Source organism: Pseudomonas aphyarum (assembly GCF_028657055.1).
GTDB lineage: Bacteria > Pseudomonadota > Gammaproteobacteria > Pseudomonadales > Pseudomonadaceae > Aquipseudomonas > Aquipseudomonas aphyarum.
The window spans coordinates 45,744-70,313 of record NZ_JAMDGS010000007.1 but is presented as its reverse complement, the minus strand read 5'-3'; the positions used below and the strand labels follow the sequence as shown (position 1 = coordinate 70,313).

Annotated in this window: 17 protein-coding genes and 1 other RNA gene; 6 read left to right on the top strand and 12 right to left on the bottom strand. The window is 61.8% G+C overall.

Going from position 1 to position 24,570, the window contains the following annotated elements; translation table 11 throughout:
• Positions 1-137 precede the first annotated feature (137 nt).
• The gene (fnr, locus tag M5G18_RS10705; protein WP_007951654.1) at positions 138-872 is read left to right on the top strand and encodes a fumarate/nitrate reduction transcriptional regulator Fnr; all 735 of its coding nucleotides are present in this window, start codon (positions 138-140) and stop codon (positions 870-872) included.
• Between the two features lie 78 nt (positions 873-950).
• Positions 951-1,499 carry an adenine phosphoribosyltransferase gene (locus M5G18_RS10700; RefSeq protein ID WP_003223345.1) on the top strand — a complete coding sequence of 183 codons (549 nt, stop codon included), beginning with the start codon at positions 951-953 and terminating at the stop codon, positions 1,497-1,499.
• Positions 1,500-1,550: 51 nt separating this feature from the next.
• Here the strand turns inward: M5G18_RS10700 and M5G18_RS10695 are convergent, their stop codons facing one another.
• The 5 genes from M5G18_RS10695 to dnaX form a co-directional block, all read right to left on the bottom strand.
• Positions 1,551-2,699 (bottom strand): acyl-CoA dehydrogenase family protein, encoded by a 1,149-nt coding sequence (locus M5G18_RS10695; protein WP_273898390.1) that lies wholly within the window; start codon positions 2,697-2,699, stop codon positions 1,551-1,553.
• A 71-nt stretch (positions 2,700-2,770) separates the two neighbouring features.
• Positions 2,771-3,373 carry a recombination mediator RecR gene (gene recR, locus M5G18_RS10690; RefSeq protein WP_007951652.1) on the bottom strand — a complete coding sequence of 201 codons (603 nt, stop codon included), beginning with the start codon at positions 3,371-3,373 and terminating at the stop codon, positions 2,771-2,773.
• Between the two features lie 66 nt (positions 3,374-3,439).
• A complete protein-coding gene (locus M5G18_RS10685) occupies positions 3,440-4,474 on the bottom strand; it encodes an NADP-dependent oxidoreductase (RefSeq protein WP_273898389.1) in 1,035 nt (344 codons plus the stop codon).
• Between the two features lie 148 nt (positions 4,475-4,622).
• On the bottom strand, positions 4,623-4,961 hold the full coding sequence (locus M5G18_RS10680) for a YbaB/EbfC family nucleoid-associated protein (protein WP_007951650.1): 339 nt from the start codon (positions 4,959-4,961) through the stop codon (positions 4,623-4,625).
• A gap of 67 nt (positions 4,962-5,028) precedes the next feature.
• Positions 5,029-7,113: a DNA polymerase III subunit gamma/tau gene (dnaX, locus tag M5G18_RS10675; protein WP_127797422.1), complete on the bottom strand. Its 2,085-nt coding sequence runs from the start codon at positions 7,111-7,113 to the stop codon at positions 5,029-5,031.
• A gap of 145 nt (positions 7,114-7,258) precedes the next feature.
• On the opposite strand from dnaX, the gene M5G18_RS10670 reads away from it, so the two are divergent.
• Complete coding sequence (locus M5G18_RS10670; RefSeq protein ID WP_273898388.1) at positions 7,259-8,008, top strand: substrate-binding periplasmic protein; 750 nt, start codon at positions 7,259-7,261, stop codon at positions 8,006-8,008.
• A gap of 9 nt (positions 8,009-8,017) precedes the next feature.
• On the opposite strand, the gene M5G18_RS10665 is transcribed toward M5G18_RS10670, so the two are convergent.
• The 7 genes from M5G18_RS10665 to M5G18_RS10635 all read right to left on the bottom strand — a co-directional run bounded on the left by M5G18_RS10665 (position 8,018) and on the right by M5G18_RS10635 (position 19,454).
• Positions 8,018-9,973 (bottom strand): hypothetical protein, encoded by a 1,956-nt coding sequence (locus M5G18_RS10665; protein ID WP_273898387.1) that lies wholly within the window; start codon positions 9,971-9,973, stop codon positions 8,018-8,020.
• A 232-nt stretch (positions 9,974-10,205) separates the two neighbouring features.
• Positions 10,206-10,302, bottom strand: an RNA gene (gene ffs / locus M5G18_RS10660) — signal recognition particle sRNA small type.
• A 111-nt stretch (positions 10,303-10,413) separates the two neighbouring features.
• Positions 10,414-11,580, bottom strand: coding sequence for a zinc-binding metallopeptidase family protein (locus M5G18_RS10655; RefSeq protein ID WP_273898386.1), 1,167 nt, complete (start codon positions 11,578-11,580; stop codon positions 10,414-10,416).
• A gap of 153 nt (positions 11,581-11,733) precedes the next feature.
• On the bottom strand, positions 11,734-14,091 hold the full coding sequence (gene ligA, locus M5G18_RS10650; RefSeq protein ID WP_273898385.1) for an NAD-dependent DNA ligase LigA: 2,358 nt from the start codon (positions 14,089-14,091) through the stop codon (positions 11,734-11,736).
• A gap of 87 nt (positions 14,092-14,178) precedes the next feature.
• The gene (gene zipA, locus M5G18_RS10645; RefSeq protein WP_273898384.1) at positions 14,179-15,045 is read right to left on the bottom strand and encodes a cell division protein ZipA; all 867 of its coding nucleotides are present in this window, start codon (positions 15,043-15,045) and stop codon (positions 14,179-14,181) included.
• A 258-nt stretch (positions 15,046-15,303) separates the two neighbouring features.
• Positions 15,304-18,792, bottom strand: coding sequence for a chromosome segregation protein SMC (smc, locus tag M5G18_RS10640; RefSeq protein ID WP_273898383.1), 3,489 nt, complete (start codon positions 18,790-18,792; stop codon positions 15,304-15,306).
• A gap of 2 nt (positions 18,793-18,794) precedes the next feature.
• Positions 18,795-19,454 (bottom strand): GntR family transcriptional regulator, encoded by a 660-nt coding sequence (locus tag M5G18_RS10635; protein WP_042558520.1) that lies wholly within the window; start codon positions 19,452-19,454, stop codon positions 18,795-18,797.
• Between the two features lie 266 nt (positions 19,455-19,720).
• Here M5G18_RS10635 and xdhA point away from each other — a divergent pair, with 266 nt between their 5' ends.
• From xdhA to xdhC, 3 genes are all read left to right on the top strand, one after another.
• Positions 19,721-21,175 (top strand): xanthine dehydrogenase small subunit, encoded by a 1,455-nt coding sequence (gene xdhA, locus M5G18_RS10630; protein WP_007952021.1) that lies wholly within the window; start codon positions 19,721-19,723, stop codon positions 21,173-21,175.
• Entirely contained in the window at positions 21,168-23,567 is a 2,400-nt protein-coding gene (gene xdhB / locus M5G18_RS10625) for a xanthine dehydrogenase molybdopterin binding subunit (protein WP_273898382.1), read from the top strand. The genes xdhA and xdhB overlap by 8 nt, the downstream gene beginning before the upstream one ends.
• Positions 23,568-23,711: 144 nt before the next feature.
• Positions 23,712-24,569: a xanthine dehydrogenase accessory protein XdhC gene (xdhC, locus tag M5G18_RS10620; protein WP_007952025.1), complete on the top strand. Its 858-nt coding sequence runs from the start codon at positions 23,712-23,714 to the stop codon at positions 24,567-24,569.
• Position 24,570: the final 1 nt, after the last annotated feature.

Sequence of the window (24,570 nt, the reverse complement as noted above, 5' to 3'; positions counted from 1 at the left end):
GCCGTCAGATACCTGGTTATCGGCCGTCATCCCTGCGGCTTTATGCCGTGGGGGCAATCTCGCCACAGGCTGGCCTGAATGTCCTCCGCTGGGTTACCCTTACGCCTTATGTGTGTTTTCCCACAAGGATTTAAGAAATGTCCGAGCCAGTTAAACTGCGCGCTCACAACCAGGCTAATTGCAAGGATTGCAGCCTGGCCCCTCTCTGCCTGCCACTTTCGCTGAATCTGGAAGACATGGATGCGCTGGACGAAATCGTTAAACGTGGTCGCCCGCTGAAAAAGGGTGAGTTCCTGTTCCGCCAGGGCGACACCTTCGATTCCGTTTATGCAGTACGCTCCGGCGCCCTCAAGACCTTCAGCCTGAGCGACACCGGCGAAGAACAACTGACCGGCTTCCACCTGCCGAGCGAACTGGTCGGCCTTTCCGGCATGGACACCGAGAAACACCCGGTTTCCGCCCAGGCGCTGGAAACCACTTCGGTCTGCGAGATTCCGTTCGAACGCCTCGACGAACTGGCCCTGCAATTGCCGCAGCTGCGCCGTCAGTTGATGCGCGTGATGAGCCGCGAAATCCGCGACGACCAGCAAATGATGTTGCTGCTGTCGAAGAAAACCGCCGACGAGCGCATCGCCACGTTCCTGGTCAACCTGTCGGCACGTTTCCGCGCTCGCGGGTTCTCGGCCAACCAGTTCCGCCTGAGCATGTCGCGCAATGAAATCGGCAACTATCTGGGGCTGGCGGTGGAAACCGTGTCCCGGGTCTTCACCCGCTTCCAGCAGAACGAACTGATCGCAGCCGAGGGCAAGGAAATCCATATCCTCGACCCGATCCAGCTCTGCGCCCTGGCCGGCGGCTCGCTCGAAGTCTGATCTCGACCCGCGGCCGAGCGTATCGTTTCAGCCGCGGGTATACTGCGCCGTTTGCAGCCCTGCCAGGACACCTCGACGATGGTCTTCGACTCCTTCGACATCAAATCCCTGATCCGCCCCGTGATCGACTTCCCGAAACCGGGCGTGATCTTTCGCGACATCACCCCGCTGTTCCAGTCGCCCAAGGCCCTGCGCCTGGTGATGGACAGCTTCGCCCACCGCTATGTGGAAGCCGACTTCACCCACATCGGCGCGATGGATGCGCGTGGTTTCCTGATCGGTTCGGTACTGGCCTATCAGTTGAACAAGCCGCTGGTGCTGTTCCGCAAGCAAGGCAAACTGCCGGCGGACGTGCTGGCCGAAGGTTACGCAACCGAGTACGGCGAAGCGTTCCTCGAAGTGCACGCCGACAGCCTGTGCGAAGGCGACTCGGTGGTGATGTTCGATGACCTGATCGCCACCGGTGGCACGCTGATCGCAGCGGCCAACCTGATCCGCCGCATGGGCGCCCGCGTTCATGAAGCCGCGGCGATCATCGATCTGCCGGAGCTGGGTGGTTCGCAGCGTCTTGAGGACATGGGGATTCCGACGTTCTGCCTGACGCAGTTTGCGTTGACTGACAAGTAAGCAGCCCCGCGCTTCCGATCGCTCCCACGCTCTGCGTGGGAGCGATCAAATCTAAAGCCCCATCTGCTTGCTGATGATCTCGTTCATCACTTCCCGCGTCCCGCCGCCGATCGACAAGATGCGGTTATCCCGGTACAGCCGCTCCACCAGGCTTTCGCGCATATAACCCAACCCGCCAAGAATCTGCACCGCTTCATTGGTGATGCGGTCCGAAGTGTCCGTGGCAAAGTTCTTGGCCATGGAAATCTCCTTGATCACGCTCTGCCCCGCCGCCATCTTCGCCGCCTGCCGGTAGGTGAACTCCCGCGAGACTTCCAGCGCCGTGGCCATTTCCGCGAGGCGATGCTTGATCACCTGGAACTTGCCAATGGGTTTGCCGAACGCTTCACGTTCCTTCGCCCATTTCAGGCTTTCCTCCAGCGCCAGTTGCGCGGTCATGTTGGCCATCAACGCCAAGGCCAGACGTTCGCTCTGGAAGTTGCCCATGATGCAGGCAAAACCCATGTTTTCAGCGCCGATCAGGTTTCCTACAGGCACCCGGCAATCGTCGAAGAACAATTCAGCCGTGTCCGACGCCCACCAACCCATTTTCTTCAGTTGCCGGCCGACGGTGAAACCGGGCGTACTCTTCTCGATCAACAACAGGCTGATGCCGCCAAAACCGGGCGCACCGGTGCGCACCACGACAGTGTAGTAGTCGGCGCGTACGCCACTGGTGATGAAGGTTTTGCTGCCGCTGACCCGGTAATAATCGCCGTCGCGTATGGCGCGGGTCTGCAGGTTGGCGACGTCGGAGCCGCCGCCCGGTTCGGTGACGGCCAAGGCGCTGATCTTCTCGCCGCTGAGCACTTGGGGGACGACACGGTCACGCACTTCGGGCCGGGCCCATTTGACGATCGGCGGCAAACCGATGTCGAGCGAGCCGAGCCCGGCCACCAGCCCACCGGAGCCGCAACGCATCAGCTCTTCACTGGCGGCGATCTTGGCGAACAGGTCACCTTCATGACTGCCGCCCAGCGCTTCGGGGTAACCGATGCCGAGGATGCCGGCCGCACCGGCCTTGAGGTACAGCTCACGGGGGAAGCTTTCGGCTTCTTCCCACGCATCGATGTCCGGCAGGATCTCGCGTTCGACGAAACGTCTGACGCTGTCGCGGACCATTTGGTGGCTGGGGTCGAAGTATTCCTGGAAGGCGGGCATCGGCGAACTCCATGGAAGGGTTCGCCGAACTTAACCGAGCGCTTGCTTGGTTTTCAACAGGATTGTGTGGCTCAGAGGGAAATCGGCTTGCGCCCGGCAAACGAGTGAGCCAGCGTGCCGCCGTCCACCAACTCCAGTTCGCCACCCAACGGCACGCCGTGAGCGATGCGCGAGGCGATCAGGCCTTTGTTTTGCAGCAACTGGGCGATGTAGTGGGCCGTCGCTTCACCTTCCACGGTCGGGTTGGTGGCGAGGATGACTTCGGTGAAGGTGCCCGCCTCTTCGATCCGCGCCATCAATTGCGGAATGCCGATGGCTTCCGGGCCGAGACCGTCCAGCGGTGACAGGTGGCCCTTGAGCACGAAATAGCGACCACGGAAGCCGGTCTGCTCGACCGCGTAGACATCCATTGGCCCTTCCACCACGCACAGCAACGTGTCGTCGCGACGGGTGTCGGCGCATTGCGGGCACAGATCGTCTTCGGTCAGCGTGCGGCACTGGCGGCAGTGTCCGACCCCTTCCATGGCCTGGCTCAAGGCCTGGGCCAGGCGCGTGCCGCCGCTGCGGTCACGTTCGAGCAACTGCAACGCCATACGCTGGGCAGTTTTCTGACCCACACCCGGCAAAGTTCGCAGGGCGTCGATCAGTTGGCGAATCAAAGGGCTGAAGCTCATGGGGAAAAAGTCCGACAAAACAACGAGACGCGGTTTATACCCGCGCCTCCGGCCAGCGTCAAATCCTCAGTCCTGGGCGACCTTCACCACCAGTTTGCCGAAGTTGCGCCCCTCCAGCAGCCCGATAAACGCTTGCGGCGCCTGCTCCAGGCCATCCACCACGTCCTCGCGGAATTTCACCTTGCCATCGCGCACCCACGGCACCATGGCGCTAATGAATTCCGGCTGACGGTCGCCGTAGTCGTCGAACACGATGAAGCCCTGAATCCGTACGCGCTTGGTCAGCAAGGTGCGCTGTAGTGCAGGCAGACGATCCGGGCCTTTCGGTGCTTCCGAGGCGTTGTAGCCGGCGATCAGGCCGCACAGCGGGATCCGCGCCTTGGGATTGAGCAGCGGCACGACCGCATCGAAAACATGGCCACCGACGTTTTCGTAATAGATGTCGATGCCATTGGGACAGGCCTTGGCCAGTTGCTCGGCTAAGTCCGGCGCCTTGTGATCGATACAGGCGTCGAAGCCCAGTTCTTCGACCACGTATTTGCACTTCTCGGCACCGCCGGCCACGCCAACGGCGCGCAGGCCTTTGATCTTCGCCACCTGGCCGACCACTGAACCCACTGCGCCGGAAGCAGCCGCAACCACCAGGGTTTCGCCCTCTTTCGGCTGGCCGATGTCCATCAGGCCCATGTACGCGGTCATGCCGGGCATGCCCAGCACGCCAAGCGCCATCGACGGGCTCGGCAGGCCGGACGGGATCGGGATGATGTTGCGGCCATCGCTGATGCTGTGGCTTTGCCAACCGGTGGCACCGACGACCAGATCGCCGGGGTGGAATTTCGGATGACGCGACTGTTCGATCCGGCTGACAGCCCCACCGGTCATGACCTCGCCGATTTGTACCGGCGCCGCGTAGGACGGCGCGTCACTCATGCGCCCGCGCATGTAGGGGTCGAGCGACAGGTACAGGGTCTTGAGCAACACCTGGCCGTCTTCAAGGTCCGGCAGCGCCTCGCGCTCCAGACGGAAGTTCTCGGGTGTTGGCGCGCCCACCGGCCGCGAGGCCAGCACGAAGCGTTGATTGAGGGTCAGAGGGTCGGACATGTCAGCGTCTCCTTTGAATGATGAATTCGGCGGTATAGGGAGCAGACCGTTGCAGCTATTGCGCGTTCGATGTTTCGTCAGCCGGAAACAAAAATGCCAGGCGCGATGCCTGGCATTTTTTGTAGCTCATCCAACCCGCAAAGGCGAATCAGAACGGCAGTTTCATACCGGCCGGCAGGTTCATGCCAGCGGTCATGCTGCCCATTTTTGCCTGGCTGTTGGCTTCGATCTGACGCACGGCGGCGTTGACGGCTGCAGCCACCAGATCCTCGACCACTTCACGGTCGTCTTCGTCCAGGCCCGGCAGTACGCTCGGGTCGATGCTGACTTTCTTCACGTCATGACGACCAGTCATCACCACGGTGACCAGATCGCCACCGGCTTTGCCGGTGACTTCGGCGTTGGCCAGTTCTTCCTGCATCTTGGCCATTTTTTCCTGCATCTGCTGCGCCTGCTTCATCAGGCCGGCCATGCCACCTTTCATCATGGGAATCACCTCAAAAGTACTTGGATCAAAACAGCGCCCGGCCATACAAGCCGGACGCCCTCAGTTATTAGCCCTGACTGACCAGGGCGTCGACAGGTTCAATAGTATCGTGTCGCACGACCGCACCGAACTGCTGGACCATCTGCTGGATGAACGGATCGCCGTGAATCGATTCCTCCGCCTCGCGCTGACGGTTGGCACGGCGCCGGGACGCGGCCTGGGCCGGGGTTTCCTGCTCGGGCTTGATCAGCTCGATGGTCAGGGTCAGCGTGCGCCCGTGGAACTGGTTCAGCGCATCGTTCAGACGACGCTGCTGGGTGGCGTTGAACAAGGCGCTGTGGGCCGGGTCCAGGTGCATCAGCCAGTTGTCGCCATCGACCGCGATCAGCGTGCAGTTGGCGGCGATGCTGCCGGTCATGCCGGAGATCGGCAGTTGCGGGAACAGCTCCAGCCATTGCAGGGCCAGACCGGTGGCCGGCGCGGCGGCAGGTTCCGGCTCGGGTTCGGGGGCCGGTTCTGCGGCGTGTTCGCTGGCCAGATCGTCGAGGTAACTGTAGGCCGAATCCATGTCCGGCTCGATGTAGTCCTCGTCGAGCGGCGGCTCGTCGTCCATGTCCATGCCCGGCGTGGCGGCATCGACGTCGGCTACTGACGGCTCGGGAATCGGCGCGGCGGCCCACTCCGGGGCGTCCGGCACGACGCTGTCCGGGGTCGGCAGCGGCATGGGCGGCAAATCCGGCTGCTCGGCGGTGGTTTCCAGCACCGGCTCGACCGCTGGCTGCTGCACAGGCGCCGGTTCTACCGGGTCATTCCACGGCAGATCGACGACTTCCTCGACAGCGACCGGTTCGGGCTCTGGCTCAGGAACGGGTTCAGGCGCAATCACCGGGGCAACCGGTGCAGGCTCGGGAGCCGGCGCAGGTGCAACCACCGGCGCTGGCGCGGGCGCAACAGCCGCAGCAACTACCGGCGCAGGTTTCGGCGCGGCAGCCACTGAGTTTGCGGAATCAACTGTGGCCTGGCTGATCCCCACTGGCTTTAGCGGTTGCCTCGGGGCGTCCGCCGTGTCTGCCGGCCGGAAGGCCAGCATCCGCAACAGCACCATTTCGAAACCGCCTCGCGGGTCCGGCGCCAGCGGCAAGTCGCGGCGACCGATCAGGCCCATCTGGTAGTAGAACTGCACGTCTTCGGCCGGCAACGCCTGGGCCAGCGCCAGCACCCGGTCACGGTCGCCGTGGCCGTTGTCGACACCTTCCGGCAAGGCCTGGGCGATGGCGACGCGGTGCAGCACGTTGAGAATTTCCGAGAGCACGCCGTTCCAGTCCGGGCCCTGTTCGGCCAGATGACGCACGGCTTCGAGCAACGCCTTGGCGTCGCCTTCGATCAGCGCATGCAGCACGTCGTAAACCTGGCCGTGATCCAGCGTACCGAGCATCGCCCGCACGTCGGCGGCCAACACCTTGCCTTCACCGAAGGCGATGGCCTGGTCGGTCAGGCTCATGGCGTCACGCATCGAACCGTCGGCCGCGCGGCCGAGCAGCCACAGTGCGTCGTCTTCGAACGGTACGTTTTCGGCGCCCAGAACGTGGGTCAAATGCTCGACCACCCGCTCAGGCGTCATGTTCTTCAGCGAGAACTGCAGGCATCGCGACAAAATCGTTGCCGGAAGTTTCTGCGGGTCGGTGGTCGCCAGGATGAACTTGACGTAGGGCGGCGGCTCTTCGAGGGTTTTCAGCAGCGCATTGAAGGAATGGCTGGAGAGCATGTGCACTTCGTCGATCAGGTAGACCTTGAAGCGCCCGCGGCTCGGGGCGTACTGCACGTTGTCGAGCAGCTCGCGGGTGTCCTCGACCTTGGTCCGGCTCGCGGCGTCGATCTCGATCAGGTCGACGAAACGGCCTTCATCGATCTCGCGGCACACCGAACACTCGCCGCACGGGCTTGAAGTGATACCTGTTTCACAGTTCAGGCATTTGGCGATGATCCGCGCAATCGTGGTCTTGCCGACGCCCCGCGTACCCGTGAACAGGTAGGCGTGGTGCAGGCGCTGGCTGTCCAAGGCATTGATCAGAGCCTTGAGCACATGGGTCTGGCCGACCATTTCGCGGAACGAGCGCGGACGCCATTTACGTGCAAGAACCTGATAACTCATCGAAAACCGTCGCGGCAAAGGAAGCAGAAGCGGCTAATGCTAGCGGAGCAAGGCCAAAATTGCATCCGGTGTGCTCGTCTATTCTGGCTAAGCTGCATGAGCGAGGGCTTTTGTCGGCTCGGGATCGGGAATTACCGGAGCGTTTATGCGGTGGGCCGTGGGGGCATTACTGGGATTGAGCCTGAGCGCAATGGCGTCGCAACCGCCGCTGCGCTTCGTCGTTGCCGACAGCTGGGCGATGCCGATGGTGCAGATCGAACGCGGCCGCCCGACCCAGGGCATCCTCTACGACATGATGCTCAGCCTGGCGACCCAGGTCGGCGTGCCAGCACAATTTCACGTCCTGCCCCGCGCCCGGGTGCAGAACGCCATGGAACACGGCGAAGTCGACGTGCGCTGCTATGCCGCACAATCCTGGCTGCCGAACCTCTCCGGGGATTACATCTGGAGCATCCCGCTGTTCTTCCAGCGCGACCTGCTGATCAGCCGTCAGGACCAACCACCCACCGCCGATCCGGCCCACCTGCCCCGCCAGTCGATCGGCACCGTGCTCGGCTACAGCTACCCCACACTGCAACCGATATTCGACGCCGACCGACTCTGGCGCGAAGACGCGCGCAATCAGGAGCAGGTTCTGGACAAACTGCTGGCCGGCCGCTATCGCTACGCCGTGAGCAATCAATGGACCCTGGACTGGTTCAACCAGCGCCTGCTGCCGGGGCAGCAACTGCAAGCGGTGGCAGTGTTGCAGGAGCAGAAGGTCGGCTGCTATGTGCGCAACGACCCGAATGTGCCGGTGCAGCGGATATTGAGGACGTTGCTGCGGATGAAAATATCGGGGGAGATTGATGACATTATCCGGTTGTATACCGGTGGGTCGGGCGACGAGCCGTAACCCAGCCCCTCAATGCCCCGCCGTATCACGAAACTGCTGGTACTCGTGATACTCGCCCCACGCAACCACATCGTACGGCACGTAAAGCTTCAGCCTGGCGCGGGAGATGGCGATATACACGGCGCAGATCCGCTGATCGAACGCGTAGGCATCCTTGAATTTCTCGTTGGTCAGCAGCCCTGGTGTCAGCAGGACCTTGTCGAACTCCATGCCCCCCGCCTCTTCCGCCAGCATCAGCAGGCAGCCGTTGCCGGCGTTGTCGATCATTCGGTTCAGGCGTGTCAGGTCGGCAATCATGAAGCCGTTTTCCAGCTTGGCCTTGACCCGCAGAAACGACTCGTCGAACTGATTGGCATCGCACACGGCCTGCCAGTCAAGCAGGTCGCTGAAGTACGGATGCACACCGTTTTCGCTGAATTCGGAACGGTAGAAGTCAGGTTTGAACAGTTCGATGGCGGTGGCCATGAAATGCTTGAGTTCATCCTGAGTGCGCTTGTCCGGGAATCTGAACTTGCAGTTGGAATCGTGCAGGTGGATGGCCCAGATCATGCTGTCCCACGGCGATGCCGTCAGCACCACGCAACCCTCGGACGGTACGAAACCTTCCGGGTATTCCTTAATAACAACATCGGCGTCACTGGCGCCTTCGAACGGAATCTTGCCCTTCTGCGAGTGCCGGGCGATCAGCGGGTTGACCAGCCGTTCGACGTTGCGACCCGAACGCACGGAATAGCTGATATCGCTTTGGCGAACCTCACGGTGCCGTTTGACCGGAACGCCGCTAGCCTGCTGGTACTCGTCGCCGAGGGTGATCAGCACCTGACGACCGCGCTCGATGATCTGCAACAGCGAGCCGGGAATGTCCTGGCTCTCGTCGATCAGTACGTGCGTGTAGCGCGCCGGCACCACGCAGCCAGCGATGCAGGCGCGCTTGATCATCAGCAGCGCTTCGAAGCCGGTCTGGCTGCCCCACGCCGGGTTGAGTTCGAGGTAGCCCCACACCCGGCTCGAATACTCCAGCAACACCTGAGCATCGACGCTGGAGAGCGGCTGGTTGAAATGTGGCAGATGCTTCGCCGAAAAAGTGTGATCGCGGAAGCGGCAGTAGCGCTCGATTACTTTGAGACAGAGTTCAAGGGTCGCCTGCCCGTCGTGGTGGCGAAAACCGAAGATATTCAGCTCCTGCGCCAGCGCCTGCCGGGTCGGGATTCGAGCCCCCTCCGCCTGGGGCCTGCGACCGAGCATCAGCGACTGGGCAAACGCCAGGAAAGTCTTGCCGGCCTTCTTCTCGCTCGGTCCCACCATGCGCTGGCGAAGGACTTCCAGCTTGGCCGGGGTGCGCGCCAGCAGCAGGGTCTTTTCCGGGCGCAGGTGCTCCAGCAAGGCGACCAGCAGATGGCTTTTGCCGATCCCCGCATAGCCTTGAACGTGCAGGTCTTCGTCCAGATTGGCGCGGAAGGTCCTGACCAGTTTGTCCTGCGCCGGGCTCAACCAGCGCTCGCGGTAACGGGGCGTCACTATCGGCTGGCTGAACGGGTCATGGCTGCGATGGCGCCGGACTTTGTATTCGAAGTCCCACTGGCCATCGGGCAATAGGTAGTCGCGTGCCGATATTTCTTCAGCCAGCAGAAAACGCAGGTTCAGAGGGTTCAGGACCTTCAGGCCGAAATACAGTTTGCGCGGGTCGAACAATCGCTGCGCTTCCGACAGCAGACCAGCAGTCGCTGACTGTCGTTTTTCGGCAGCCCATGACAAGAGTTTGGCCAGAATTTTCTCTGCCGCCACGGCGCCGAGATCCTGCTCTTTCGTTTGCACCAGATTCTGGATGACCAGCACCGCCGCCAATTCCGGATCGGTGAGGCTTTCGAGGGCTTTGGCGCCACCCGCCTGCAACAGGTTCGCGCAGGTTTCATCCGTGACGGGCAAGAACCCAGGGCTGGATAGATCGGAATGTTCCGGGAGCATAAAACCTCGCGGCCAGGGCGCAGACCTTGCAAGGTCGATCCTGGCCAAACTCTTCATTTATTTCGGTGGCTGCGAGTATGCGCGATTGCAGGGGAAATGATTACCCCGTGTCGGCGCACTCGAGAGCAGGAGGTTTGGGTACGAACCAACAAATCGCAGGCATAAAAAAACCGCAGTGGGCGAAACCCATGCAGTTCTGTTTGACATCGTTCGATGTTCGTTAAGGTGGTAACCCTACCAGCCACACCCCGGCACACAATGTTCCCGCTGTGGCTGCTGCCTTCCGGCTCTGACCAGGTTCACGGGTAATCGTTGCGGGGGGACCGATAGGGTCACCATAACGACACTCGCCTGTCGGCGAGCCGCGCCATTGTACCTATCTGAGACGAAGTTACAACCGCTGGTTGCAGATAAAAAATATGAAGGGCTTCAAGCACTTGCTATTGCGCCTGCAGCACCTCGTCGGCGCGGCCGCCCTCTTGCTGGATCACCAGATGAATGAAGTGCAGCTTGGCAATCGCCGCCGGCGGCAGCACGAACGGATAGAAATCCGGCTGGCCCATGCTGCGCGACAGTTCGTTGAGCATGCCCGCCAGTTCGATCCATGCGTTGACGAAGGACAGGAACGCTGCACCGCCGGGATGTTCGGGGTCGTACAGCGTGCTTGACGGAAACGGCTGATAGTCGAGGTCCATCTCCCGGGCGCTCATGCCGAAACCGAGCGCCGTGTCCACCGCGTCCATCATGTGCAGGTAATGCGCCCAGGTCTCCGCCCAATCTTCCCACGGGTGCATGGTGGCGTAGGCGCTGACGTAGTGCTGCGACCAATCCGCCGGTGCGCCCCGTTGATAATGCCGCTCCAGCGCCTCGGCATAACTGGCGCGCTCATCGCCGAACAGATTGCGGAATGAACCGAGCCACGGGCCGTTGTCGATCAGGCGATCCCAGTAGTAGTGCCCGACCTCATGGCGAAAATGCCCGAGCAGCGTGCGATAGGGTTCATGCATCTGCGCCCGGACCCGCTCGCGGTGGGCGTCGTCGGCCTCTTCAATGTCGAGGGTGATCAGGCCGTTGGCGTGGCCGGTCATGGGCGCGTTGCCCTCCAGATCGACGCCGATGAAATCGAAGGCCAGGCCGGTGGCTTCGTCCACGGTTTTCGGGACGACCGGCAGGCCGAGGCTGATCAGTTGCGCCACCAGTCGCCGCTTGGCGATCTCTACTTTGCGCCAGCGTTCGGGGTTTTCCGGGACGGACAGATCGGGAATGGTGCGATTCAGATCGCAGGCCGCGCACAGGGTGTCGTGATCGTTGGCGGGCAGCAGCCAGTTGCAGGCCGCCGGGGTGTCGAGGTTGGCGCAGCGTCGGAACAGCCCGGCCTCGGGATCGACGTCCAGCGTCCAGGTGCCCTCTTGCGGCCCCGGTTGCAGCGACGTCAGCCGACTGTGCTCCGGTTGATAACCCAGCGCCGCGTTGCAGGCCAGGCACTGGCTGTTGCGAAAGAACAGCGACTGGCCGCAGCGGCACGGCCAGACTTTGCTGTTGCGCGAGGATTCGCCCATGAACGGCGCGACGATGCGGGAACTGAGCTGCTCGAAAAAGCGGTACATGGCGATCTCTCCCTTGGGCTTGCCAAGACTAGATCATTCCTGAGCGCAGATCGTTCCCACGCTCCGCGTGGTAACGCATACCGTGACGCTCTGCGTCACAGCGGACGCGGAGCGTCCGGGGCAGCATTCCCACGCGGAGCGTGGGAACGATCATCAGGCGCTGATACCGTGCCCTTTCAGGAACGCGATAAACGCCTCCTCATCCATCACTTTCACGCCCAGTTCGTTGGCCTTGGTCAGTTTCGACCCCGCGCCCGGTCCGGCGACCACGCAATGGGTTTTGGCCGACACGGAACCGGCGACCTTGGCGCCGAGGCTTTCCAGGTGTTCCTTGGCGACATCCCGGCTCATCAACTCGACCTTGCCGGTCAGCACCCAGGTTTCGCCGGCCAGCGGCAGGCCTTCGACGACTTTCTTTTCGCTCTGCCAGTGCATGCCGAAATCGCGCAGTTGCTTCTCGGCGTCTTCAGCCAGTTGACGATGCTCGGGCAAGGCGAAAAACTCGCGAACCGAGTTGGCCTGTTTCTCGGGCAATGCCTGGCGCATGTCCAGCCAGTCCGCGCTCATCACCCCTTCCAGCGATTCGAACTTGTCCGCCAGCTTCTGCGCCCCGCCCGGCCCGACCGAAGGAATGTGCAGCTTGTCGAGGAAGCCGCCCAGCGTGGTGCTGGCGGCAAACTCGGCGCCCAGCTCGCCCTGATCCTGAATCTGCAAACCGTGGCCCAGCAGCTCGGTGATCACCTGCTGGTTGTGCGCATCTTCGAAGAAGCTGTGAATCTCGTGCGCCACTTCCAGGCCGATGTCCGGCAGGTACGTCAGCACTTGCGGCAAGGCTTGCTGAACACGCTCCAGCGACCCGAGCGAACGCGCCAGAACCTTGGCTGTCTCCTCGCCGACATCCGGAATGCCCAGCGCATAGATGAAGCGCGCCAGACCCGGCTTCTTGCTGTCCTCGATGGCGGCCAGCAACTTGTTGCTCGACACTTCGGCAAAACCTTCGAGGTCGACAATGTCCTCGAACTTCAGCGCATAAAGATCAGCCGGCGAATTGACCAGACCTTCGTCCACCAGTTGCTCGACGCTCTTGTCACCGAGGCCTTCGATGTCCATCGCGCGACGGGAAACGAAGTGAATGATCGCCTGCTTGAGTTGCGCACCACAGGCCAGTCGGCCGACGCAGCGATACACCGCGCCTTCGCTGATGGTTTCCTTGCCCTTGCTGCGCTTGACCAGTTGCGTGCGTTCGACGTGGGAGCCGCAAACCGGGCAGCTCTCGGGAATCTGCACCGGCCGCGCGTCTTCAGGGCGACGCTCCATGACGACTTGCACCACTTGCGGGATCACGTCACCGGCGCGGCGAATGATCACCGTGTCGCCGATCATCAGACCCAGCCGGGCGACTTCGTCCATGTTGTGCAGCGTGGCATTGGCCACGGTGACGCCGGCGACCTTGACCGGTTTCAACCGCGCCACAGGGGTGACGGCGCCGGTGCGGCCGACCTGGAATTCCACATCAAGCAGCTCGGTGAGTTCTTCCATGGCCGGGAATTTGTGGGCGATGGCCCAGCGCGGTTCGCGGGCGCGGAAGCCCAGCTCACGCTGATCGGCAATGCTGTTGACCTTGAATACGACACCGTCGATTTCATAGGCCAGCGAGTTACGGCGCTCACCGATATCGCGGTAGTAATCCAGGCATTCGCCGATGCCCTTGGCCAGTTTCAATTCGTGGCTGATCGGCATGCCCCAGGCTTGCAGTTGCTTGAGGTTGCCGATGTGGGTGTCGGAAATATCGTGAGAGACCTGGCCGATGCCGTAGCAGCAGAATTCCAGCGGACGGTTGGCGGTGATCTTCGAATCCAGCTGACGCAAGCTGCCGGCGGCGGCGTTGCGCGGGTTGGCGAAGGTCTTGCCGCCGACTTCCAGTTGCGAGGCGTTGAGGCGTTCGAAACCGGCCTTGGACATGAACACTTCGCCGCGCACTTCCAGGGTCGCCGGCCAGCCCGTGCCGTGCAGCTTCAGCGGGATGTTGCGCACCGTGCGCACGTTGACGCTGATGTCTTCGCCGGTGGTGCCGTCGCCGCGCGTGGCGCCGCGCACCAGTACGCCGTCCTGATACAACAGACTGACCGCCAGGCCATCGAGTTTCGGCTCGCAGCTGTATTCCACCGCCGCGCCACCGCCGAACAGATCACCGGCCGGCAGATCCAGACCTTCGGTCACCCGGCGGTCGAACTCGCGCATGTCGGTTTCTTCGAAGGCGTTGCCGAGGCTGAGCATCGGCACTTCGTGACGCACCTGAGTGAACGCGGCCAGCGCCACGCTGCCGACGCGCTGGGTCGGCGAGTCGCTGGTGATCAGTTTCGGGTTGGCCGCTTCCAGCGCCTTGAGCTCGTGGAACAACCGGTCGTACTCGGCATCCGGAATGCTCGGCTCATCGAGGACGTGGTAACGGTAGTTGTGCTGATCGAGTTCAGCGCGCAGCTCTAGAATGCGGTCTTTGGCGGCAGTCATGGGTGTTCTCTCATAAAGCAAAAGAGCAGCCGAGGCTGCTCAATCTATTTTGCCGATTGCCCCTTTATAGCGAGGCAACCTTTTCAATCAACGCTTCTGGGTCAGGGCGCGACGTTCGAATTCAACGATGCGCTGACGGTAGTGCTCGATGGTCTGCGCGGTCAGGACGCTGCGCTGGTCATCTTTCAACTCGCCGTTCAGTTCCTGGGACAGCTTGCGGGCTGCCGCCACCATCACGTCGAAGGCCTGCTTCGGATGGCGCGGGCCTGGCAGGCCGAGGAAGAAGCTCACCGCCGGCGTGCTGAAATGGTCGATGTCGTCCAGATCGAAGATGCCCGGCTTGACCGCGTTGGCCATGGAGAACAGCACTTCACCGTTGCCAGCCATGCTTTCGTGACGGTGGAAAATATCCATCTCGCCGAAACGCAGACCGCTTTCCAGAATGTTCTGCAGCAGTGCCGGGCCCTTGAAGCCGGCCGGATCGCGGCAGATCACGCTGATCACCAGCACTTCTTCGGCTTGCGGCTGATCCTTATCGGTCACTGCCGGCGACGACTTGGCGACAGGCTCGACGAAATCATCGTCGCGGCTGCTGAAGCTCGGGCCGCCGTCCAGATCCAGATCGAGGTTCAGGTCGCCCTGGGCCGGACCGTTGCTGCCACGCTTGCCGCGCTTGGAACCGGATTCGCGAGGCTCGCGTGCTTCGCGGGCCGGCATGCTCACCGATGGCAGATCGTGCTCGTCCAGTTGCGGCTCTTTATGGGTATCCAGCACGCGGGCCGGGCCCAACAGCTCAGCGCTGGTGTCCTCGTCCGGCAGGTTGGACAGACTTCGGTCAAGACGGAATTTCAGTTTTCCCTTGCCGCCGCGCATACGGCGCCAGCCATCGAAAAGAATACCGGCTATCACAATGATGCCGATGACGATCAGCCACTCGCGCAGACCGATTTCCATGTAATCCCGTGCCTCTATAAAAAATGCTGAAAAATAAGGGGTTTACACTGTGCAAACCGCTTTAAAACGTGGCGCCAACTCTATGTTCTGACAGGCGTTTTGCCCACGTATACGAAAAATTGACATTAAACTAGCACGACCAAAGACAACTTTACACCGTCTGTCTCATTGGCTTGCGCGATTATGTCGATTGGCCAGCAAGTCGAAGCCGGTAAATATGTCCTACAGACTACAAATACCTTTTCCGACAGCGCCGGCTCAGGCATCCACCATCGCCATCGCCTCCTCGACATCCACGGCTACCAGTCGCGAACAACCCGGCTCGTGCATCGTCACCCCCATCAACTGGTCAGCCATTTCCATGGCGATCTTGTTGTGGGTGATATAGATGAACTGCACGGTCTGCGACATCTCTTTGACCAATCGTGCGTAGCGTCCAACGTTAGCGTCATCCAGTGGCGCGTCAACTTCATCGAGCATGCAGAACGGCGCCGGATTCAATTTGAAGATTGCAAAAACCAGTGCCAGTGCCGTCAGGGCTTTCTCGCCGCCGGAGAGCAAATGGATGGTGCTGTTCTTCTTCCCGGGCGGTTGCGCCATGATCGTCACCCCTGTATCGAGTAGATCTTCGCCCGTCAGTTCCAAATACGCGCGTCCACCACCGAAAACTTTCGGGAAAAGCGCCTGTAAACCGCCATTGATCTGATCAAAGGTATCTTTGAAACGGTTACGGGTTTCCTTGTCGATCTTGCGGATGACATTTTCCAGCGTCTCCAGCGCTTCGACCAGATCGGCGTCCTGGGCATCCAGATAACGTTTACGCTCGGATTGTTGCGTGTATTCATCGATCGCCGCGAGGTTGATCGCGCCCAGGCGCTGAATGCGCGCGGCGATGCGTTCAAGTTCTTCTTCGGCGGCCTTCTCGCTGGCCTCGGCAGTCAGGGTGTTGAGCACGCCGTGCAGATCGTAGCCGTCTTCCAGCAGCTGATCCTGCAGGGCCTTGCGGCGCACGGTCAGGGCTTGCCATTCCATGCGTTGCTGTTCGAGCTGGCCACGGATCAACTGCGATTGCTGCTCGGCCTGGGTCCGGCGTTTTTCCGCGTCACGCAATTCGCGGTCGGCGTCTTCCAGCGCGATCTGCGCGGTCTTGAGTTCGTCGTCGACGCTCATGCGCTTGTCGAGCAACTCTTCGAGTTTGAGGCGCAGCTCTTCCAGCGGCGCCTCGCCCTCCTCCAGATTCAGGCTGAGCTGTTCACGTTTTTCAGTCAGGCGCTCGGCCTGCATTTCCAGACGCTCAAGGGCCTGGCGGGTCGAATCATGCTGAGCACGCAGCGAGCCCAGACGTACGGCCAATTGATGGGCGTGATCCTTGTGCTGACGGGCTTCCTGGCGCACCCGATCCAACCGTTCGCGCAGGCTGTCGCGCTGGGCCAGCAGCAATTCGCGCTGCTCGGTATCGAGGGCCATGGCGTCGAGGGCGTCCTGCAACTGGATCCGCGCTTCGCCGATGTTTTCGTGTTCCAGCTCGCGCTGCTCGGCGAGCTCGACCAGTTCTTCGTCGAGACGGGTGCGACGCAGGTTCAACTGCTCGGCCTTGGCTTTACCGGCGGAAAGCTGAGCTTTCAGTTCGCCTTGCTGACGGGCTTCGTCCTGCAACAGGCGACGCAAATGTTCGCGACCGTTTTCCTGCTGACGCTGTTGCGCACGCAGGGTTTGCAGACGGGTTTCCATGGCCTCGACCGTGGCTTCGCGCTCTTCGCGTTCCGCATGCAGCGATTCGATTTCCTGGCCGCGCGCAAGCATGCCGCTTTCGGCTTCACTGGCGCGGCGTACCCGCAGGAAATGCCGGCCGACCCAGTAACCGTCGCGACTGATCAGACTCTGCCCGGCAGCCAGTTGGCCACGCAAGGTCAGCGCCTGTTCAAGGCTGTCGACCGGTTTGACCTGAGCGAGCCAGGGCGACAAATCAACCTGAGCCTCGACCTTGTCCAGCAGGCTGCCGGCCACGCGCACGCCGTCGTTGCCGGGGCTGAGCAAACGCAGATCGCCCTGGGCGAAACCGGACAGATCGAAACCGTCGAAATCATCCACCAGCACCGCTTGCAGGTCGGCGCCGAGCACGGTTTCCACCGCCAGCTCCCAACCGGCCTCGACCTTCAGGCCTTCGGCCAGACGCGGGCGCTCGGCAAGGTTGTGTTCTTTCAGCCATTCGGCAGTGCCGGTGCCCGGATCAAGCGCGGCCTGCTGCAAGGCTTCGAGGGATGCGAGTCGGCCATTGAGACGCTGCAAATCGCCCTGCGCCTGTTGTTGCGCAGTCAACGCTTGCTGCAATTCCTGGCGCAGTTGCTCGAGCTTTTCGACCTGGGCTTCTTCGCTGGTCTGCAAATCTTCAAGGGTCGCTTCGGACTCGGCGAGCTGTTCGCTGAGCTCCATGATCGCCGCGTCTTCCGGATCGGCCGACAGCAGCGCCCGTTCTTCGCCCAGACGCTTTTGCCGATCGGCCAGACGCTCCATGCTGGTTTCCAGCTGTTGGATGCGCGACTGCTGCACTTCGGCCTGACGGCGGGGTTCGGCGGCAGTCAGGTTGAAGGCGTCCCATTGCTCCTGCCAGCCGTGCATGACGGTTTCGGAATCTTCCAGCGCCGCGGCGGCTTCTTCGGCGGCGGCGTTGGTGATTTCCTGCTCGGGGGTCAGTTGATCGAGTTCTTCGCCAAGGGTCAGCAGCAAGGTGCGGTCGTGGCCCAGGTGCGATTCGGTTTCGAGGCGCGCGCGCTCGGCTTCTTTCAAATCGTCCTGCAATTGGCGCAAGCGCTGCTGGCCGTGCTGGATGCTCTGCTCGACCCGGGCGATGTCGCCGCCGACCGAATAGAAGCGCCCCTGCACCAGATTGAAGCGCTCGGACAGATCATGGTGACCGTCGCGCAGGCGCTCAATGGCGGCGTCGGCGTTGCGCTGCTCGGCGACCAGCGCTTCGAAGCTGATTTCCTGGTTGCCGATGATCGACTCGCGCTGACCGACCTGATCGTTCAGATCCTGCCAGCGCAGGGCCGACAATTGCGCCTTGAGCTGGCGTTCTTCGGCTTTGTATTCCTGATACTTCTTGGCGGCCTCGGCCTGACGGTGCAGGCGTTCGAGCTGGCGTTCGAGCTCTTCGCGCAGGTCGGTCAGACGGGCAAGGTTTTCGTGGGTGCGGCGGATGCGGTTTTCAGTCTCGCGCCGACGCTCCTTGTACTTCGAGATACCGGCGGCTTCTTCGATGAAGTTGCGCAGGTCTTCGGGCTTGGACTCGATCAGCTTGGAGATCATCCCCTGCTCGATGATCGAGTAGCTGCGCGGGCCGAGGCCAGTGCCGAGGAAGATGTCGGTGATGTCACGACGACGGCATTTGGCGCCGTTGAGGTAGTAAGTGGTCTGGCTGTCGCGGGTCACTTTGCGGCGGATCGAAATCTCCGCGTACGCCGCCCACTCGCCCAGCAGCGTGCCGTCGGAGTTGTCGAACACCAGCTCGATGCTCGCCTGGCTCACCGGTTTGCGGCTGGTCGAACCGTTGAAGATGACGTCGGTCATCGACTCGCCACGCAGGTTCTTGGCCGAGCTTTCGCCCATCACCCAGCGCACGGCGTCGATGATGTTCGACTTGCCGCAACCGTTCGGCCCGACGACTGCCGCCATGTTGCTGGGGAAGTTCACCGTGGTCGGATCGACGAAGGATTTGAACCCCGCCAGCTTGATGCACTTGAGCCGCAAGGTCAGGCAACCGTCAGGGCGGACACCACCAGATCGCAGCTGCGCTGGGCGTAAGCCGTCAGCACGATGCGGATCTGCGGCAGGTCACGGGCGAGGACGGCGGCGAGCAGGCGTTCGAACAGTTCGAGGAACTCGCTCATCTCGGCCTTGCGCTGCTCCAGCGCGAGGAAGTACGCGCGGCTCATGGCCGGTTGCAGGTTCTCGACCGTTTCCTGCAGGTACGGGTTGTTGGCGAACGGGTACGCGGCGCGCATCACGTTGAAGCTGTCGTCGACGAAAGTACGGATGTCCTGGCGCTCGTAGCTGGCGGTCAGGCGCTGCTGGATCTGCACGAACGGCGCCATGTCGGACTGGACTTGCCAGCCATTGGCCACCGAATTGCCGAGCAGGATGTACAGCTCGCTCATCAACGTGCACAGGCTCTGCACCTTGTGCGCCGTCAGTTCGGTGACGTGGGCGCCGCGGCGCGGCAGGATCGCGATCAGGTGACGGCGCTCGAGGATCAGCAAGGCTTCGCGGACCGAGCCGCGGCTGACATTCAGCGCCAGCGTGACCTTCTGTTCCTGGATACGCTCTCCCGGCTTCATTTCGCCGCGAATGATCCGTTCGGCGAGGTGGTGAGCGATTTGCTCGGCGAGGCTGTCCGGCGCCTTGAACGTCATGGTTGTCCTTCAAACTCTTCGATCTGCACAAGCGGCGCAGTGTAGCGCAATGCGCGGTCATGGCGGAGTGCCCGCACAGCGGTTTTTGGCACGAATCCCGCAAAAAAGCGCTTGATCCAATGAGGGTCAATACTGAAGAGACACGTGGTTGAGCGACAAAACGGTTTTTCCTGACCTTTAAGTCAGAAAACCATTGACCGAAAAGTCAGACCTGCTAAATTCGGCTCAAGTCGCTCAACAACAATAATGAGTCTGCGAGGCCTTCCGTGATCCAGTTTTTACTTAACCAGGAACTCCGTAGCGAGCACGCCCTGGACCCGAACCTGACTGTGCTCAACTACCTGCGCGAACACGTGGGTAAATCCGGCACCAAAGAAGGCTGCGCCAGCGGTGACTGCGGCGCGTGCACGGTGGTGGTCGGCGAGTTGCAGACGGATGACGATGGCCGCGAGCATATTCGCTATCGCAGCCTCAACTCGTGCCTGACGTTCGTTTCGTCGCTGCACGGCAAGCAGTTGATCAGTGTCGAAGACCTCAAGCACAAGGGCGAACTGCACAGCGTGCAGAAAGCCATGGTCGAGTGCCACGGTTCGCAGTGCGGTTTCTGCACCCCCGGTTTCGTGATGTCGCTGTTCGCCCTGCAAAAGAACAGCGATGCACCGGATCATGCCAAGGCCCACGAAGCGCTGGCCGGCAACCTCTGCCGCTGCACCGGTTACCGGCCGATCCTGGCCGCCGCCGAACAATCCTGCTGCGGCAAGCAACCGGACCAGTTCGACGCTCGCGAGGCGGAAACCATCTCCCGCCTCAAAGCCATTGCCCCGACATCGATCGGCGAACTCAACAGCGGCGACAAACGCTGCCTGGTGCCGCTGACCGTCGCCGACCTGGCCGATCTCTACGACGCTTATCCACAAGCCCGACTGCTGGCCGGTGGCACCGATCTGGCGCTGGAAGTCACCCAGTTCCACCGCACGCTGCCGGTGATGATCTATGTCGGCAACGTTGCCGAAATGAAGCGCATCGAGCACTTCGAAGATCGCATTGAAATCGGCGCCGCGACTGCCCTCTCCGACTGCTACGAAGCGTTGAACGCCGAGTACCCGGACTTCGGCGAACTGCTGCACCGCTTCGCCTCGCTGCAGATCCGCAACCAGGGCACCCTGGGCGGCAACATCGGCAACGCCTCGCCGATCGGTGACTCGCCGCCCCTGCTGATCGCCCTCGGCGCGCAGATCGTGCTGTGCAAGGGCGAGACCCGCCGCACGCTGGCCCTTGAGGATTACTTCATCGATTACCGGGTCACCGCGCGCCAGGAAAGCGAGTTCATCGAGAAAATCATCGTCCCTCGCGCCACGGCCGAGCAGCGTTTCCGCGCCTACAAAGTCTCCAAGCGTCTGGACGACGATATCTCTGCCGTCTGCGCCGCGTTCAACCTGCGCGTCGAAAACGGCGTGATCACCGACGCCCGCGTCGCCTTCGGCGGCATGGCCGCAATCCCGAAACGCGCCGCTCATTGCGAAGCCGTGCTGCTCGGTCAGCCGTTCAACAACGCTGTGGTCGAACGCGCCTGCACCGCGCTGGGCGAGGATTTCACCCCGCTCTCGGACTTCCGCGCCAGCAAGGAATACCGACTGCTCAGCGCGCAGAATCTGCTGCGCAAATACTTCATCGAACTGCAAACACCGCACATCGAGACTCGGGTGACCGCTTATGTCTAACCATCACGGCGTAGAGAAAACTCAAGCTGAACTGGCTGAATTGTTCGCCAAGGACCTGACCACCGGTGTCGGCCGCAGCGTCAAGCACGACAGCGCCGCCAAGCATGTGTCCGGTGAAGCGCAGTACATCGATGACCGCCTGGAATTCCCCAACCAGTTGCACGTTTACGCGCGGCTGTCGGATCGCGCCCACGCGAAAATCATCAGCATCGACACCCAGCCCTGCTACGCCTTCGAAGGCGTGCGCATCGCCATCACCCACGAAGACGTGCCGGGCCTGAAAGACATCGGCCCGCTGATGCCGGGCGATCCGCTGCTGGCCATCGATGAAGTGCAGTTCGTCGGTCAACCGGTACTGGCCGTGGCCGCGAAAGACCTGGAAACCGCACGCAAGGCCGCCATGGCCGCGATCATCGAATACGAAGATCTGGAGCCGGTGCTGGACGTGGTCGAAGCTCTGCGCAAACGCCATTTCGTGCTCGACAGCCATACCCACCAGCGCGGCGATTCGGCCAACGCCCTGGCCACGGCTGAACATCGTATTCAGGGCACGCTGCACATCGGCGGCCAGGAACACTTCTATCTGGAGACCCAGATCTCCTCGGTGATGCCGACCGAAGACGGCGGCATGATCGTCTACTGCTCGACCCAGAACCCCACCGAAGTGCAGAAACTGGTGGCCGAAGTCCTCGACGTTTCGATGAACAAGATCGTGGTCGACATGCGTCGCATGGGCGGTGGTTTCGGCGGCAAGGAAACCCAGGCCGCGAGCCCGGCCTGCCTGTGCGCAGTGATCGCGCACCTCACCGGCCAGCCGACCAAGATGCGCCTGCCGCGTGTCGAAGACATGCTGATGACCGGCAAGCGTCACCCGTTCTACGTCGAGTACGACGTCGGCTTCGACAGCACCGGGCGCCTGCACGGCATCGCGATGGATCTGGCCGGCAACTGCGGCTGCTCGCCTGACCTGTCAGCCTCGATCGTTGACCGTGCGATGTTCCACTCGGACAACTCGTACTACCTCGGCGATGCGACCATCAACGGTCACCGCTGCAAGACCAACACCGCGTCGAACACCGCGTACCGTGGTTTCGGCGGCCCGCAAGGGATGGTCGCGATCGAAGAAGTGATGGACGCCATCGCCCGTCACCTCAACCTCGATCCACTGGCCGTGCGCAAGGCCAACTACTACGGCAAGACCGAGCGCAACGTCACCCATTACTACCAGACCGTCGAGCACAACATGCTCGAAGAGATGACTGCCGAACTGGAAGAAAGCAGCCAGTACGCCGAGCGCCGCGAAGCGATCCGTCGTTACAACGCCAACAGCCCGATCCTGAAAAAAGGCCTGGCGCTGACCCCGGTGAAGTTCGGCATTTCCTTCACCGCCAGCTTCCTCAACCAGGCAGGTGCCTTGGTGCACGTCTACACCGACGGCAGCATCCACTTGAACCACGGCGGCACGGAAATGGGCCAGGGCCTGAACACCAAGGTTGCGCAGGTCGTGGCCGAAGTGTTCCAGGTGGAAATGGACCGTGTGCAGATCACCGCGACCAACACCGACAAAGTGCCGAACACCTCGCCAACCGCGGCCTCCAGCGGTGCCGACCTGAACGGTAAAGCCGCGCAGAACGCAGCAGAAATCATCAAGCAACGCCTGGTCGAATTCGCCGCGCGGCACTACAAGGTCAGCGAAGAGGACGTGGAATTCCACAACGGCCATGTGCGCGTTCGTGACCATATCCTGACCTTCGAAGCGCTGATCCAGCTGGCGTATTTCAACCAGGTGTCGCTGTCGAGCACCGGGTTCTACAAGACCCCGAAAATCTACTACGACCGCAGTCAGGCCCGTGGCCGGCCGTTTTACTACTTCGCCTTCGGCGCGGCGTGCTGCGAAGTGATCGTCGACACCCTGACCGGCGAGTACAAGATGCTGCGTACCGACATCCTCCACGACGTCGGCGCCTCGCTGAACCCGGCCATCGACATCGGTCAGGTCGAGGGGGGTTTCGTTCAGGGCATGGGTTGGCTGACCATGGAAGAGCTGGTCTGGAACAACAAAGGCAAGCTGATGACCAACGGCCCGGCCAGCTACAAGATCCCGGCCGTGGCGGACATGCCGCTGGACCTGCGGGTGAAACTGGTGGAAAACCGCAAGAACCCGGAAGACACGGTGTTCCACTCCAAGGCTGTGGGTGAGCCGCCGTTCATGCTCGGCATCGCCGCGTGGTGTGCGATCAAGGATGCGGTGGCCAGCCTCGGCGACTACAAGCATCAACCGAAGATCGACGCGCCGGCGACCCCGGAGCGGGTGTTGTGGGGTTGCGAGCAGATGCGCCAGCTCAAGGCGGTGAAAGCCGTCGAAGCTGAAACCGAACTGGCTCCGCTTTAAGGACCGAGGCGCGGCCTTCGCGGGCAAGCCCGCTCCCACAGGGTTTTGTGGTGACTACCCGATATGCGATTCACCGCAAATCCTGTGGGAGCTGGCTTGCCAGCGAAGAGGCCCGAACAGACAACGATGTTGTAGGGGTGAACTATGTACAACTGGATCGACGCCCTCGCCGACCTGCAGAACCAGGGCGAACCCTGTGTTCTGGTGACGATCATCGAAGAGCTCGGCTCGACGCCGCGCAATGCCGGCTCGAAGATGGTCGTCAGCGCCCGCCAGACGTTCGACACCATCGGTGGCGGGCATCTGGAATACAAAGCCATGCAGATCGCCCGCGAGATGCTCGCCAGCGGCAAGCAGGACACCCATCTGGAGCGCTTCAGCCTCGGCGCCAGCCTCGGCCAGTGCTGCGGCGGCGCCACGGTGCTGTTGTTCGAACCGATGGGCCAGGTGCAGGCGCAGATCGCCGTGTTCGGCGCCGGCCATGTCGGTCGCGCGCTGGTACCCTTGCTCGCCAGCCTGCCCTGCCGGGTGCGCTGGATCGATTCGCGGGAAGAAGAATTCCCCGAGCAGATTCCCCACGGCGTGCGCAAGATTGTCGCCGAGGAACCTGTGGATGAAATCGACGACCTGCCCGCCGGCAGCTACTGCATCGTCATGACCCACAACCATCAGCTGGATCTGGAACTTACCGCCGCGATCCTCAAGCGCAACGACTTCACCTGGTTCGGTCTGATCGGGTCGAAAACCAAAAGGGCCAAGTTCGAACACCGTTTGCGTGATCGTGGTTTCGACGCCAGTGTCGTGCAACGCATGCGCTGCCCGATGGGCATCGGCGAAGTCAAAGGCAAGCTGCCTGTGGAAATCGCCATCTCCATCGCCGGCGAAATCATCGCCACCTATAACGCCAATTTCGGCCAGCACACCGCCAGTGCCGAACCGATTGCCAAACTGCTGCCGGTTTCGCGCCGCAGTCAGGCCGCCACACTCAAAGCCTCAAACTGAT